Origin of the sequence: Streptomyces sp. NPDC047130 (genome assembly GCF_040643475.1) — a bacterium.
Lineage (GTDB): Bacteria > Actinomycetota > Actinomycetes > Streptomycetales > Streptomycetaceae > Streptomyces.
Map to the genome: position 1 here is coordinate 145,478 of NZ_JBEYUK010000007.1, position 13,449 is coordinate 158,926.

A 13,449-nucleotide genomic window follows, 5' to 3' on the forward strand; every position below is an offset into this window, starting at 1 on the left:
TGCCGGGTGGGTGTCAGGCCGCGACGGGCTTGGCGTGCCGGCGGATCAGCCCGGTGATCGCGGCGATGGTGCGGAAGTCGTCCGGCGCGATGTCGATGTCGTCCATCGGCACCCGGTAGGCGGTCGCGATGTGCGAGACCAGCCGGACCAGGCCGAGGCTGTCGATCACCCCGGCGGCGGCGAGGTCGTAGTCGTCGGTGAGCTCCGAGACGTCCTCGCCCGCCAGGAACTCGGCGGCGATGTAGGCGCGGATCTCGTCGGCCGTGCGCCGGTCGTCGGTGTGCCGGTCGTCGGTGCGCTGGGGGGTGGTCATGCGGTCGTGGTCTCCTTCATGCGGTCGGCCCGGATCCGGTTGCGGTCGGGCTTGCCCGTGGACGTGCGGGGCAGAGGGTGGTCGGTGATGTGGACGGACGCCGGAACGGCGTGCCGGGGCAGCCTGGCGCCCGCGAAGGCGCGCAGGCCGAGTCCGGTCAGCGTGGTGACGGGGCGCCGGGTCACCACGGCGTGCAGCCGGACGCCGGCCCGCTCGTCGGGAAGGGCGACGACGACGGCCTCGGCCACCTCGGGGTGCGCCCCGATGACGGCCTCCACCTCCTGGAGGTTGGTGCGGATGCCGCGCACCTTGACCTGCCAGTCGGCGCGCCCCTCCAGACGGACCAGGCCGTCCGCGGACCGGACGACGAGGTCACCGGTCCGGTAGTAGGTCCGGCCGTCGATCTCGGTGAACGCCGCCTCGTTGAGGGAGCTCTGGAGGTAGCCGTCGGTCTGGAACGGCGTCGACACCAGCAGCTCCCCGTGGCCCGGGCCGTCCAGGACGGCTCCGTCGGCGTCGACGACCAGGGCGCTCACCCCGGGCAGCGGGCGGCCGATCGGCATCCGCTCCCCGGCCCCCGCCCCGGCCCCGTCGCGGGAGACCTCGTGGGCGAACGAGTCGTTGGTCTCCGTGCAGCCGAACACGTTGTGCAGCCTCGCTCCGGGGAACGCGGCGAACACCGCGGGCAGCAGATCGGCCGGCATGGCCTCCCCGGTGAACACCGCCTGCCGGACCGCCGGATACACGCCGTCGGCGTCCCGGGCCAGCAGCCGGTGCAGCAGGGGCACGCCCTGGACGAAGCTGACGCCCCGTTCCGCGACCAGCGAGCGCAGGTGGCGGGCGTCCGCGGCGTGCTCCTTGCCGACGAGCACGACGTGGGCGCCGAGCCGCAGGAACGTCCACAGGTCCAGCAGCGCCAGGTCGAAGTTGAGGGGGGCGTAGGAGAGGGCGACGTCGTCGGCGCCCAGGCCGAAGGCGTCGGCGGCCCAGTCGGCGAACGCGGTGAAGCCGTCGACGGGGATGGGCACGATCTTCGGAGTTCCGGTGGAGCCGGAGGTGGTGAGCAGCAGCCGGGTGCGGGCGGGGTCGGGCACCGAGAATCCCGCCGCCTCGGCCTCGTCCGGCTCGACCGGCTCGGCCGTCAGGCCGGCCCGGTCGTCGGCCCGGAGCAGCAGGCGGGACCGGGCCCGCCTGCTCAGCCGGGCCAGCGCCTCCACGCCGAGGTCGGGCGAGGGGACGAGCGCGACCAGCCCCTGCCGGAACACCGCGAGGAGCAGGGCGACGGTCTCCGGCGACTTGTGCGCCGGCACGCAGACGGTGGCGCCGGCTTCCAGCGGCAGTCGCCGCAGGTGTTCGGTGAACGTCCGGGTGAGGTCGTCCAGCTGCCGGTAGGTGAGGCTCCGGTGACAGCAGGACAGGGCCACCCGGTCGGGATGTCTGTCTCGGTGCGCGCCGACGGCGTCGGCCAGTTGCGGTGACGGCACGGGGGCTGCCTTCCGACGGTGGGGGACGAGGGATGCGGCCGGCTGCGAGGGTCCGCTGTCGGGACCCGAGCCGGGCGTTGACCACGGCCATCACTGTGTGGATCGGGCAGGGATGTCACAAGCGCCGTTCCGGATCCTCATCAGGTCCACGACAGTCCGTCAGGTCGGCGAGGCGCACGGCCGTGCGGGGACGCCGCGGTGGTGGCCGGCCCACCACCCGGGACCCCGTCGGAGCGGGCGCCACCGGTGTCCGACGGCGGGGTGACGGTGGTCCGGCCACCACCGCGGCGGCCCGAGAGGGTCCTGGTGACACCTCCTCGCGGAGGGCGGTCACTGGGCAGTCTGGGACGCGTCGGAGTCGGCCGTGCGAGAGGCAGGGTGACCATGAGCGCAACGTTTCCCGGTGGAGCCTGGGCGGACCCCGGGTGGGCCGCCGTCCACGAGTCGACGGACGTCGTCGCGGAACTGTCCGCCGCCCTCTTCCCGGGGGCGTTGCGCAGGAAGGACCAGCGCTGGTGGGCCGAGCAGTACGTGCGCGGGCTGCTCCGCGCCGACGGCCGCAAGTCGGTGCGCCGGATCGCCTCCGCCGTCGGCGGCGGTGCGGCCGAGCAGAGCCTGCACCACCTCATCTCCGCCTCCACCTGGACGTGGACGCCGATGCGGGAGGCACTGGCCCACCACCTGCAGGAGGTCGTGCCGCCGACCGCCTGGGTGGTGCAGCCGATGGTCATCCCCAAGGTGGGCGAGCACTCGGTGGGCGTCGGCCGGCACGTCGCGCCCGGCCCCGGCCGGCCGGACAACGGCCAGCAGGCGTTCGGCCTGTGGTTCGCCTCCGAGCGGTCGAGCGCCCCCGTCAACTGGCGGCTGCACCTGCCGGGCGGCTGGCTCCGCGACCCGGAGCGGCGCCGGAGGGCCGAGATCCCCGACGGGACGGCCGAGGAGACGCTGGAGGAGTGCGCGGCGGCGGTCGTGCGGGACACGCTGCGGTGGGGGCTGCCGCGCCTGCCCGTGGTGCTGGGGGCGACGGGCCCCGACCCGGGCGCGACGTTCCGGCGGTACCAGGCCGCCGGGGCGCCGCTGCTGGTGCGGATCCCGGGCTCCGCCCCGGTCACCGTGCGCGAGCCGTCGCTGCCGGGCTACGGCGCGGGCCCACTGAGCGCGCAGCGCGTCACCGACTCGGTCAGAGCGCTGCGCCGCCCCGTGCGCTGGACCGACCCGTCAGGCGGTCAGGAGTCCGTGCGCCATTCACTGGTGGTGGGGGTGCCGGTGGTCCTGCCCCGGACCGGCGAGCACCGCGGACGTCCGGGGCTGCTGCTCGGCGAGTGGAGCGACCCGGGCCGGCCGCCGACGGAGTTCTGGCTGACCGACCTGGAGGGCACCCCGCCCCCGGTCCTGCTGCGCCTGGCCAAGCTGGCCCGGCGGGCGGCCTGGGACTGCGCCACCACGGGGTCGGAGGTCGGGCTGCGGGACTTCGTGGGCCGGTCGTTCAACGGCTGGCACCGGCACACCACGCTGGCCTCGGTGGCCTACGCCGCCCGGGTGCTCGCCGACGCGGACTACGGGGTGCCCGAACCGGTGGAGGCCCACAGCGCCTGACCGGGCGCCGCGGCGCCGTCGCCCTCGGCCAGCAGGTGCCGGGTGCGGTGCAGCCGCAGCGCCAGCTGCACCTCCAGCGCCCGGGCGGGCTCCTGCCAGTGCGGGCCCAGCAGCTCGGTGATCCGCTCCAGCCGCCGTGACACCGTGTTCGGATGGACGTGCAGCAGCTCCGCCGCCCGCGTGGGACTGCTGCCGGAGGCGAAGTACGCCTCCAGCGTCCGCACCAGCTCCGTCGACTGCTGGCGGTCGTACTCCAGCACCGGCCCGATCGCCGAGCCGACGAACCGCGCGACGTCCTGCTTCTCGGACAGCAGCAGCCCCAGGAAGCCGAGTTCGTCCGGCGAGGCGGTACCGCCGGTGCCGTCCAGCGCGGTGAGCGTCTCCAGGCACCGCTGGGCCTCCCGGTAGACGTGCCGGACCTCGTCCGGCGCGGCGGTGGGCCCGGCCGCGCCCGCCGTCACCGGATGGCCGAGCACCGCGGACAGCTCCCGCTGCACCGACCGGGCCGCGCCGGCCGGATCGTCACCGGGGAGCAGGAGCACGATGTGGCCGCCGTCGACGTACTTGAGCCCCGACAGCCGCTGCGCGTACGCCGCCGCCCAGGCGTTGGCCCGGCTCTGCGAACCCCCCTCGGGCCGCGCCACGACGACGACGTGCGGCTCGCCGAGGTCGACCGCGAGGCGGCGGCCCCGGGCCGCGAGCTGGCCCCGCGGCAGCTGGGAGACGTGCAGCAGGTCGTGCAGCAGCTCGTCCCTGACCTGTCCCTCGGCCACCGCCGTGCCGCGCTGCAGCAGCAGGTGGACGGCGACGGCCTGGGCGGCCAGGTCCAGCAGCCGCTCCTGCTCCTCGGACGGGGCCCGCGCACCGCACAGCACCAGGGTGCCGAGGTTCTCCGTACCGCCGGTGACCGGGCCGGCCAGCAGCACACCGCCCGCGCCGTCGTCACCCCTGACGAGCCCGTCGGTGGCCCGCGCGTCCAGGCAGACCCGGTCGACCGCGGGGTGGTCTACGCGAGTTGAGCCGGGGCCCGAAAAAAGAGCCGGGAGGTCCGGCGTGTGCGCGAGGTGCTTGTCGACGGGATCGCGCAGCAGCAGCGCCCCGCCCAGTTCGGCCGCCGCCCGCTCCATCAGGGCGTCCAGGTCGCCCCCGCCCAGCGCCTGGTGGAGCAGGCTCCGGTGGACCCGGTGCAGCCGGTGCGCCGCGGTGGAGGACTCCTCGGCCCGCGTGACCTCGCCCGCCAGCGAGGCGACCTCGGTGCGGGTCCGCTCCAGCAGCCGGGTCCGCTCGATGGCGACGGCCGCCAGGTCGGCCAGCGAGGTCATCAGCGAGATCTCGTCGGGCAGGAAGTGCCGGACGTTGCGGTCCGCGCCGTAGAGCACGCCCATCGTCGCGTTCTCGTACCGCAGCGGGATCGCCATCACGGCCCGCAGCCCCTCGGACCGCACGACGTGGTCGATGGCCTCGTCGTGGGTGAAGGTGTCGTCCCTCATGTAGTCGGGCGTCCAGAAGGGGGCGACCCGCTGCCGGGCCTGCCAGCCCACCCCGCCGCCGCTCGACACCAGGAACCCGACCGTGATCGCCGAGGCGTACCCGTCCGCGGCCTGCACACGGGAGGACCCGTCCTCGGCGAGCATGCTCACCCAGGACATGTCCAGGCCCATCAGCAGGCGGGTCCTGCGGGTGATGACGGTCAGCAGGCTGTCCAGGTTGTAGGGCTGCGTCAGGTCGCGGGCGGTGTCGACCAGCGCGGACAGCCCGGCCTCGCGCTGCTGACGCCGGGCGAACAGCTGCCTGACCTCCAGCGAGCGGTTCTTGGCGGCGGTCACCGACGCCAACGCGTCCTCGCCGGCGCCCTCCCGGGCCGCCTCCCGGACCAGCTCCTCGAAGTGCTCGACGGGCGCCTCCCTGGCCAGCAGGTCGAGCATGGCGAGCGCGTACCTCTCGAGCAGTCCCTCACTGGCCGGCATCCTGCGGCTCCCCCCAGGCAAAGGTGCGAGATCGAGGGAAAGCTAGATCAGATGCTTGTCAGGGGTCAACCGGACCTCTGCCCCTCACGGGGATAAGGCCAGTTCACGCGCACGACGGTGGCGCGATCACCCCCGTGGCCACCATCCGTTGTCGTCCGGGCACCTTCCGTCACTCACCTCCCTCCCGTCAGGCTCGGCACCACAGGCGTCGCACGGTGCGACGCCACCGAACGGAACGGAACAGTGGAGACCCTCATGCCGAACACATCGCAGGTGCAGGACTACCGGCGTTCGCTCGAGCGCAGCCGCCAGTCCCTCGTCCGCGCGGACCGGCCCTCCGTCTTCACCCTTGCCGGGCGGCAGTGGGACCTCCTCGACGAGGTGTTCGCGCCCCTGTACTCGCCGTCCACCGGCGTCGCCCTGGACCTGCTCGGACTCACCGGGCCCACCGGCGACCGGACGCACCGGGGCTCGTTCCTGGAGATCGGCTGCGGCACGGGCGCCATCGCGGTGACCGCGGCGCTCTCCGGCCACGGCCCCGTCGTCGCCTCGGACATCAACCCCCAGGCGGTCCGCAACGCCGCCGTCAACGCGCGCCGCCACGAGGTGACCGACCGGGTCACCGCCGTGCACGGCGACCTGTTCTCCGGGCTCGCCGACGACGAGCGGTTCGACACCGTCTTCTGGAGCTCGAACTACGTGCTCGGCCCCGACCACTACCAGTACGAGTCGGACCACGAGCGCGCCTACGTCGACGCCGGATACCGGTCGCACCGCGGCTACCTGGAGCAGGCGCCGCTGCGGACGACGCCCGGCGGGCGGGCCCTGCTGCACTTCAGCAGCCGGGGCGACCACTCCCTGCTGTCCCGCATGGCCGCCGAGGCCGGCCGCGAGCTGCGCCTGCTGGACAGCCGCACGGTCCGGGAGGGGGAGTACGGCGACGACCTCGTCGAGCACGTGCTCCTGCAGATCGTGCCGGCCGCCTGACCGGCGCCTGACCGGCGCCTGACCGCCGCCCGACCGCCGACCGGTCCGGCCCGATCCGGCCCGGGCCGACCTGATCCGGCCCGAGCCCTCAGCCGACCTGAGCCGACCTGAGCTGACTCGAATCGACCGACTCGACCCCACCGACTCGACTCGACCCGACGAGGGAATCACGTCCATGCGCACCCTGCTCGTCGACAACTACGACTCCTTCACCTACAACCTGGTCCACCAGATCGCGCGCGTCACCGGCGAGGAGCCGACGGTCGTCCGCAACGACGATCCGCACTGGCACCCCGGTCTGCTCGCGGACTTCGACAACGTCGTCGTCTCACCGGGACCCGGCACCCCGGAACGCGCCGCCGACTTCGGCATCTGCCGGGAGATCGTCGAGCGCGCCGAGCTCCCGCTGCTCGGCATCTGCCTCGGCCACCAGGGCATCGGCCTGCTGCACGGCGCGAGCGTCGGCCGCGCCCCGAGACCCCGGCACGGGCAGACCTCGCCCGTCCTGCACGAGGGCGCCGGGCTCTTCGCGGGACTGCCCTCGCCGTTCGAGGCGGTGCGGTACCACTCGCTCGCCGTGACCGGCCTCCCGGAGCACCTGGAGGTCACCGCCTGGACGCCCGACGGGGTGGTCATGGGCCTGCGGCACCGCGAACGGCCGCTGTGGGGCGTCCAGTTCCACCCCGAGTCCATCTGTTCCGAGTACGGCGACGAACTGCTGGCGAACTTCTTCGCGCTGTCCCGCGCGGGCGCCGGCCGCCGCCGGGCCCCTGCCACCGGTGCGTCGGCATCCCCGACGGCGCCCGCCGGTGCCGCTGCCGCCACCCCGGCCCGTCCCCTGCGGGTCCTGAGCGCGCGGGTCCCCACCCCCTGCGACGACGAGATCCTCTTCGAGCGGCTGTTCTCCGACGGCGACCACGCGTTCTGGCTGGACAGCAGCCGCCGCGACGAGCAGGGCCGGTTCTCGGTCATGGGCGACGCCTCCGGACCGCTGGCCCGCGTCGCCACGGCCGACGTCGCCACCCGCACCGTCACCGTGCGCTCGGCGACGTCCGAGGAGACCGTCGAGGGCCCGTTCCTCCAGTGGCTCGACCAGGACCTCGCCTCCCTCGACGTCGACGTGCCGGACCTGCCCTGCGACTTCGCCCTCGGCTGGACGGGCTACCTCGGCTACGGGCTCAAGGCCGAGTGCGGCGGGCTGCCCGGCCACCGCGCCGAGGAGCCCGACGCCGTGATGGTCTTCGCGGACCGGGCCCTGGTCCTCGACCACCGGACCGGCACCACCCACCTGCTCGCCCTGGCGGAGGCAGGCGCGACCCGCGACGCCCGGAACTGGCTCGACGACACCCGCCGGCGGCTCGCCGCACTCGCGGGCGCCGCCCCGCCCGGCCGCCCCGAACCCCCCGCCGCCCCGGGCCCGGTGCGGCTGCGTCACGACCGCGAGGCCTACCTCGGCCTCGTCGGCGCGTGCCAGGAGGAGATCGCCGCCGGGGAGAGCTACGAGATATGCCTCACCAACATGGCCGAGGTCCACGGCGACCTCGACCCCTGGCAGGCGTACCGCTTCCTGCGGCACACCAGCCCCGCCCCGTTCGGCGCCCTGCTCCGGTTCGGCGACCTGTCCGTGCTGTCGACCTCTCCCGAACGGTTCCTGCGGATCTCGTCCGACGGGATCGCCGAGTCGAAGCCCATCAAGGGCACCCGCCCCCGCGGCTCCACCCCCGCACAGGACGCCGCCCTCGCCGCGGACCTGCGCACCCACGAGAAGGACCGCGCCGAGAACCTGATGATCGTCGACCTGGTCCGCAACGACCTCGGCCGGTGCGCGGAACCCGGCACCGTGCGCGCCGACCCGGTCTTCGCCGTCGAGAGCTACGCCACCGTCCACCAGCTCGTCAGCACGGTGACCGCCCGGCTGCGCCGCGACAGCAGCGCGGTGCGCTGCCTGCGCGCGGCCTTCCCCCCGGGGTCGATGACCGGTGCGCCGAAGGTCCGGACCATGGAGATCATCGACCGGCTGGAGAACGGCCCGCGCGGGGTGTACTCCGGGGCCGTCGGCTACCTCTCCCTCTCCGGCGCGGCGGACTTCAGCGTGGTCATCCGCACCGCCGTCGCCACCCCCGGGCGGCTGCGGTACGGGGTGGGCGGCGCGGTGGTGGCCCTGTCCGACCCCGAGGCGGAGTTCGAGGAGACCGTCGTCAAGGCGGCCCCGCTGCTCGCGCTGGCCTCCGCCACCGCCCGGGACCTCTCGGACCCGGTGCGCGTCCCCGCGCGGTGACGCCGCCGCCCTCACGCCACCGCGGTGACGCCCCCTCCCTGACGCCACCGCGGTGACGCTCCGCCCCGACGCCGCGGGCCCGGTCCGGTCAGCCGAACCGGGCCCGCAGCAGGTGCGCCCCGACCGCCTCCACGTCCACGTCCCGCTCCGCGAGCAGCCGCAGCGCCAGCGCGGACTGCGCGTGCCGGCCCATCAGGGTGTCGCCCTCCAGGTTGTCCCTGCGGGCCGCCGCCTCCGCGGTCTCCACCGTCATCACGTGCGCGGTGTTCCAGCTGACCAGGGACCGGACCTGCTCGGGCCGCGTCACCGACCACAGCAGCATGGGCGGGCGGGTGCCGGCGTTCCGCAGCGGCTGCCAGTTCCCGCACGACAGCGCCGTCTCCCGCGCCCGGTACAGGAGCCGGGCGGTCGCCAGACCCGCCGTGTCGCGCAGCCCGCTCGCCGCACCGCGGGGGAGCCGGTCGAGCCGGGCGTTCACCTCCGCGTCGAGCAGCCCCGGATCGCTGGAGGCGGCCACCCCGAGGCTCTTCAGTTCCACGCCGCGGGCCAGGGCCCGCTCCAGTCCGGCGCGCTGGGCCTCCAGCACGGCGTCGTACTGCCGCACCGAGAACACCGACGTGCACTCGACACCGATGCCCTCCGCGAGACAGTCCGTCACGGCGGCGATCCCGGCGGGGCTCGCCGGGACGCCGATCAGCAGGTTCGGCCGGTCCACCGCGCTCCACAGCGCCCGTGCCGCCGCCACCCAGGTCGCCGGATCGTCCACCCGCTCCCAGGCCGTGGCGGCGAGGGTCACGAAACCGCCGTCCGCCCGCAGCGCGTCGCACGCGGCGCGGACCGCGCCGTACGCCGCTCCCAGCGGCATCCGGATGCCACGGAAGCCCCACGCCACGGCGTCGAGCACCGACGTGTCGTCCCACGGTGAGACCGCCCACCAGGGCGAGACCCCCTCGGCGGCGAGCTTCCTGAAGAGCCTCCTAGCTTCTACCGTCATCACGCTCCGAAGCTATGCCCGCCCCGGCCGGCAGGTCGATCGCATCCCGCAGACGCTGTCAAGTCCGCCTCACCCTTGTCAGGTCGGGCGGGCGCCGCCGGAACACGGAGGAGCCGCCGCACCCTCTCACCTCCGCGGGAGCGCGGATCGGAGGGGGTACGGCGGCTGGGGGCCGGACGGCGTCCCGGCGGCGCGGGCGGAGCGCGGCCGTCAGGCGTGGAGCAGGAGCTCCAGTTCGGACGGCAGGTCCCTGGCGCCCTCGTGCCGCCGGGGGGCGTCGCGGAGTTCGAAGACCCACCGGTGGGACGGGGCGCAGCCGAACGTCCGCTCGCAGAGAGCGGGGAGGGAGAGTTCGGCACTGACCGCCGAGTCCCAGACGAGGGCGAGCCCCTGGAGGTCCGCCGTGGGTTCCGTGATCCACTGGCCGCTCCGCAGCCCGGGGAACTCGTCGGTGAGCGGACCCGGATCCTCGAGTCGGGCGCCGGCGGTTGCGGACGGGTGCGGTCCCGGTGCGCCGACCGCTGCGGTGCGCCGCTTGTCCCACCAGGCGATGACGACGTGCATGGAGCCTCCAGCTGCAGCCTGTGTGTCGTGCGAGTGAGCGTGGTGTCGCCGTCGACACCCCTGCATGGATGCGGTCCCCCGGCGGGGCGTCGCCGGTCAGAGCTGGGAGCCGCCGGTGGCGTCGACGACCTGCCCGGTCACCCAACGGGCCTCGTCGGAGGCGAGGAAGGCGACCACGTCGGCCACGTCCTCGGGACGCCCGACCCTGCCGAGGGCCGACAGGTCGGCCGCGGCCTTCTCGGCCGCCTCGTTGCCGCGCAGCCAGGCGGCGTTCATGTCCGTGTCGATGATGCCGGGCGCCACCGCGTTGACCGTGATGCCGCGGCCGCCGAGGGCCTTGGCGAGGGTGAGGGTGAAGGCGTCGACGGCGCCCTTGGTCATGGCGTACGCGATGATGTCGGTGAGCGCGATCCGGGTGGCCCCGGAGGAGACGTTGATGATCCGCCCGCCGTCCCGCAGGCGCTTGAGTCCCTGCTGCGTGAGGAAGAACGGCGCGCGCATGTTGACCGCGACGGCCTCGTCGAACGCCTCGACCGTGGTCTGGTCGATCTCGCCCCGCGGCGTGATGCCGGCGTTGTTGACCAGGATGTCGAGGCCGACGTCGCCGGAGTGCTCCAGGATCTGGCGGTCGAATCCCTCCCAGAGGGTCTCCACGTCACCGGGGCTGCCCAGCTCGGCGCGGACCGCGAACGCGGTTCCGCCCGCGGCGCGGATCGCGCCGACGGTCTCCTCGGCGGCCGCGGTGTCGCGTCCGTAGTGCACGGCCACCACCGCGCCGGCGCCCGCGAGCCGTTGGGCGATCGCCCGCCCGATCCCCCGGCTGCCACCCGTCACCAGTGCCGCCTTGCCCGCAAGCGCACCCATGACCTCTCCTTTTCCCCTGTCGAAGTTTTTTGTAGCGATGACTACGCAAATACTCTACATCAATTCTCTAGCGATCGCTGTAAAATTCAGGTCATGACGACGACGGCGAAACGCGGCAGGCCGCGCAGCTTCGACCGGGAGGCGGCGCTCGTACGGGCCACGCTGATGTTCTGGCAGCACGGGTACGAGGGCACGTCCATCTCCGACCTGACCACCGCCATGGGGATCTCACCGCCGAGCCTGTACGCCGCCTTCGGCGACAAGCGCGCGCTCTTCGCCGAGGTCGTGGAGCGCTACGGCGGCTCCTTCGGCGCGTTCATGGAGAGCGCGCTGGACGGGGAGGACGACCCCCGCGCGGGCTTCGCGAGGATGCTGGACGAGGCGGCGGTCTCCTACACCTCTCCGGAGCACCCCGCGGGCTGCCTGGTCATCAGCGCGGCGACCAACTACTCCCCGCAGACGGCCGACGTCGAGCGGACCCTGCGCGAGCGCCGGGTGGCGAACGTGCGCTCCTTCGAGACGCGGCTGAAGGACGCCGAGGCCGGTGGATCGCTCCCCGAGGGGACCGACACCCGGGCCCTGGCGGTGTACTTCGCCGCGGTCGTCCAGGGGATGTCGCAGCAGGCGCGGGACGGGGCGACCACGGCCGAGCTGCGGCGCGCGGCCGAGTACGCCATGGCGGCCTGGCCCGAGCCCTCGGCCTGAGGCATCCCCGCCCGCCGCCGGGCCACCGCCGGGCCGCCCGCCGGCCGGGGCACCGCCCAGGCCGGGGCCCGGGTCGCCGCGAGGGCGGCGGCCGTACGCCGGCCCGCACCCCCGGCTCCTCCCGGCTCCCCCCCCGGCGCTCGGCTCCTTCCGGCGCGTCCCGGAAGGTCCGCGTCACTCGGCGGACGGGTCCTGGTCCGCCTCCGTCCGGCACAGGCGCGCCACGAGGTGCGCGTACCTCTCGTCGAACCGCAAGGTCCCCAGGGAGAGCGACAGCTCCCGGTGGAGCGTGTGGCAGGCCCGGTTCCACAGGTCAAGGCCGGTCTCGGTGACCGTGGCGCGGCCGGCCCGCCGGTCGCACGGCCAGGCCACCCGGACCGCCCGTCCCGTGCGTTCCAGCTGCGCGAGCATGCGGCTGGCCGCCGAGACGCTCACCCCGAGCCGCCGGGCGAGACCGCTCACCGACACGGACCCCGGATGCTCCCTCGCCAGCGCCCCCAGGGCCATCAGCTGCCCCAGGCCGATTCCGTGCCGGCGCTTCAGCGTGTGGTCCAGCCTCCCCTCCAGCAGGGAGAACATGGGCACGATCCGCTCCCACAGCCGTGAGGCGGTCTCCGCGTCGGAGTCGGTCACTTCGTTGTCGTGCGGCTCGGTCAGCTCGGTCACGGGTCACTGTCCTCGGTCGTCACGTTCCGTCGTCCGGTCGGCGCCGGAGTCACCAGGACACGTCAGGGCACGTCGTCAGGGCACGGCGTCAGGACACGTCTTCAGGGCACGTCGGGCAGCAGGAGCAGCTTGCCCCGCACACCGCCGGCCGCCAGCCGGCGGTGCGCCTCGGACGCGTCGTCGAAGGCGAACTCCCGGGCGGTGCGCAGCCGCAGCTCTCCCGCGTCCACCAGCGCGGCGAGCTCGGCGAGCCCTGGGCCGTCCTGCTCCACGTGGGACACGGCGACCCGGACGCCGCGTTCCGGCACCGGCGCCCTGGTGGGAACGATGGAGACCGCGCGTCCGCCGTCCCGCACGGCGCCGATCGCCCCGGGCAGCCCGGCCGTCTCCAGCAGGCCGTCGAGGTCGGCCACCGGAAGGTTCGCCCCGTCCACCACCCGGTGCGCGCCCAGGGCGCGCGCCTGCTCCTCGTCCCGGGCGGACCGGACCTGGGCCACCACGGTCAGACCGCGCCGCCGCGCGAGCTGCACCGCGAGGCCGCCGACCGAACCGACGGCGCCGGTGACCAGCACCGAGCTTCCCTCGGGCAGGGCGAGGCGGTCGAGCGCCTGCCGGGCGGTCAGGCCGGCCAGCGGCAGCCCGGCCGCGACGGTGAGCGGCACGGAGGCCGGGGCGTGCGCGACGATGTCCGCCGGCAGGGCCACGACCTCGGCGTAGGTCCCGCGGCCGGTGGCCATCTGCGCCGACATCGCCACCACCCGGTCGCCGACGCGGAAGCCGGTGACGGCGCCGCCCACGGCGGTCACGGTTCCGGCGAGGTCCCAGCCCAGGACCATCGGCGGGTGGACCGCGCTGTGTCCGGCGTGCAGGCCGGCACGGGTCTGCAGGTCGACGGGGTTGATCGCGGCCGCGGCGGTACGGACGAGAACGCCGTCCGGGTCCGGAGCGGCCGGTTCCGGCAGCTCGGAGACCGACAGCCCTTCCGGGCCGCCGTACGTGGACAGGACTACGGCGCGCATGGGCCTGCTCGC

At 74.6% G+C, this 13,449-nt stretch carries 12 protein-coding genes; 4 read left to right on the forward strand and 8 right to left on the reverse strand.

Features of this window, described 5'->3' with window-relative positions:
- Window positions 1-13: 13 nt before the first annotated feature.
- On the reverse strand, window positions 14-313 hold the full coding sequence (locus ABZ836_RS12485) for a phosphopantetheine-binding protein (protein ID WP_361141643.1): 300 nt from the start codon (window positions 311-313) through the stop codon (window positions 14-16).
- Complete coding sequence (locus tag ABZ836_RS12490) at window positions 310-1,797, reverse strand: AMP-binding protein (protein ID WP_361141645.1); 1,488 nt, start codon at window positions 1,795-1,797, stop codon at window positions 310-312. The genes ABZ836_RS12485 and ABZ836_RS12490 overlap by 4 nt, the downstream gene beginning before the upstream one ends.
- Window positions 1,798-2,181: 384 nt before the next feature.
- Between ABZ836_RS12490 and ABZ836_RS12495 the strand changes: the two genes are divergently transcribed.
- On the forward strand, window positions 2,182-3,393 hold the full coding sequence (locus ABZ836_RS12495) for a transposase (RefSeq protein WP_361141647.1): 1,212 nt from the start codon (window positions 2,182-2,184) through the stop codon (window positions 3,391-3,393).
- Here ABZ836_RS12495 and ABZ836_RS12500 read toward each other — a convergent pair.
- A complete protein-coding gene (locus ABZ836_RS12500) occupies window positions 3,354-5,360 on the reverse strand; it encodes a helix-turn-helix domain-containing protein (RefSeq protein ID WP_361141649.1) in 2,007 nt (668 codons plus the stop codon). The two genes, ABZ836_RS12495 and ABZ836_RS12500, sit on opposite strands and share 40 nt — an antisense overlap.
- Window positions 5,361-5,615: 255 nt before the next feature.
- Between ABZ836_RS12500 and ABZ836_RS12505 the strand changes: the two genes are divergently transcribed.
- Both ABZ836_RS12505 and pabB read left to right on the forward strand, forming a co-directional pair.
- Window positions 5,616-6,347, forward strand: coding sequence for a methyltransferase domain-containing protein (locus tag ABZ836_RS12505; RefSeq protein ID WP_356129426.1), 732 nt, complete (start codon window positions 5,616-5,618; stop codon window positions 6,345-6,347).
- 175 nt (window positions 6,348-6,522) lie between these two features.
- Entirely contained in the window at window positions 6,523-8,625 is a 2,103-nt protein-coding gene (gene pabB / locus ABZ836_RS12510; protein ID WP_361141651.1) for an aminodeoxychorismate synthase component I, read from the forward strand.
- An 88-nt stretch (window positions 8,626-8,713) separates the two neighbouring features.
- Here the strand turns inward: pabB and ABZ836_RS12515 are convergent, their stop codons facing one another.
- The 3 genes from ABZ836_RS12515 to ABZ836_RS12525 form a co-directional block, all read right to left on the reverse strand.
- Window positions 8,714-9,619 (reverse strand): transaldolase family protein, encoded by a 906-nt coding sequence (locus tag ABZ836_RS12515; RefSeq protein WP_356129422.1) that lies wholly within the window; start codon window positions 9,617-9,619, stop codon window positions 8,714-8,716.
- 210 nt (window positions 9,620-9,829) lie between these two features.
- Window positions 9,830-10,183 carry a hypothetical protein gene (locus ABZ836_RS12520; RefSeq protein ID WP_356129420.1) on the reverse strand — a complete coding sequence of 118 codons (354 nt, stop codon included), beginning with the start codon at window positions 10,181-10,183 and terminating at the stop codon, window positions 9,830-9,832.
- A 96-nt stretch (window positions 10,184-10,279) separates the two neighbouring features.
- Window positions 10,280-11,047, reverse strand: coding sequence for an SDR family oxidoreductase (locus tag ABZ836_RS12525; RefSeq protein WP_356129418.1), 768 nt, complete (start codon window positions 11,045-11,047; stop codon window positions 10,280-10,282).
- A gap of 93 nt (window positions 11,048-11,140) precedes the next feature.
- On the opposite strand from ABZ836_RS12525, the gene ABZ836_RS12530 reads away from it, so the two are divergent.
- Complete coding sequence (locus ABZ836_RS12530; RefSeq protein ID WP_356129416.1) at window positions 11,141-11,752, forward strand: TetR/AcrR family transcriptional regulator; 612 nt, start codon at window positions 11,141-11,143, stop codon at window positions 11,750-11,752.
- A gap of 174 nt (window positions 11,753-11,926) precedes the next feature.
- On the opposite strand, the gene ABZ836_RS12535 is transcribed toward ABZ836_RS12530, so the two are convergent.
- Together ABZ836_RS12535 and ABZ836_RS12540 are read right to left on the reverse strand one after the other, a co-directional pair.
- A complete protein-coding gene (locus ABZ836_RS12535) occupies window positions 11,927-12,418 on the reverse strand; it encodes a MarR family transcriptional regulator (protein WP_361141654.1) in 492 nt (163 codons plus the stop codon).
- Window positions 12,419-12,519: 101 nt separating this feature from the next.
- The gene (locus ABZ836_RS12540; protein WP_361141656.1) at window positions 12,520-13,437 is read right to left on the reverse strand and encodes an NADP-dependent oxidoreductase; all 918 of its coding nucleotides are present in this window, start codon (window positions 13,435-13,437) and stop codon (window positions 12,520-12,522) included.
- Window positions 13,438-13,449: the final 12 nt, after the last annotated feature.

Excerpts from the sequence above, each read along its gene's own strand:
- ABZ836_RS12485 (WP_361141643.1), bottom strand. The coding sequence starts at position 313 with ATGACCACCCCCCAGCGCACCGACGACCGGCACACCGACGACCGGCGC.
- ABZ836_RS12495 (WP_361141647.1), top strand. The coding sequence starts at position 2,182 with ATGAGCGCAACGTTTCCCGGTGGAGCCTGGGCGGACCCCGGGTGGGCC.
- ABZ836_RS12500 (WP_361141649.1), bottom strand. The coding sequence starts at position 5,360 with ATGCCGGCCAGTGAGGGACTGCTCGAGAGGTACGCGCTCGCCATGCTC.
- ABZ836_RS12505 (WP_356129426.1), top strand. The coding sequence starts at position 5,616 with ATGCCGAACACATCGCAGGTGCAGGACTACCGGCGTTCGCTCGAGCGC.
- pabB (WP_361141651.1), top strand. The coding sequence starts at position 6,523 with ATGCGCACCCTGCTCGTCGACAACTACGACTCCTTCACCTACAACCTG.
- ABZ836_RS12515 (WP_356129422.1), bottom strand. The coding sequence starts at position 9,619 with ATGACGGTAGAAGCTAGGAGGCTCTTCAGGAAGCTCGCCGCCGAGGGG.
- ABZ836_RS12520 (WP_356129420.1), bottom strand. The coding sequence starts at position 10,183 with ATGCACGTCGTCATCGCCTGGTGGGACAAGCGGCGCACCGCAGCGGTC.
- ABZ836_RS12525 (WP_356129418.1), bottom strand. The coding sequence starts at position 11,047 with ATGGGTGCGCTTGCGGGCAAGGCGGCACTGGTGACGGGTGGCAGCCGG.
- ABZ836_RS12530 (WP_356129416.1), top strand. The coding sequence starts at position 11,141 with ATGACGACGACGGCGAAACGCGGCAGGCCGCGCAGCTTCGACCGGGAG.
- ABZ836_RS12540 (WP_361141656.1), bottom strand. The coding sequence starts at position 13,437 with ATGCGCGCCGTAGTCCTGTCCACGTACGGCGGCCCGGAAGGGCTGTCG.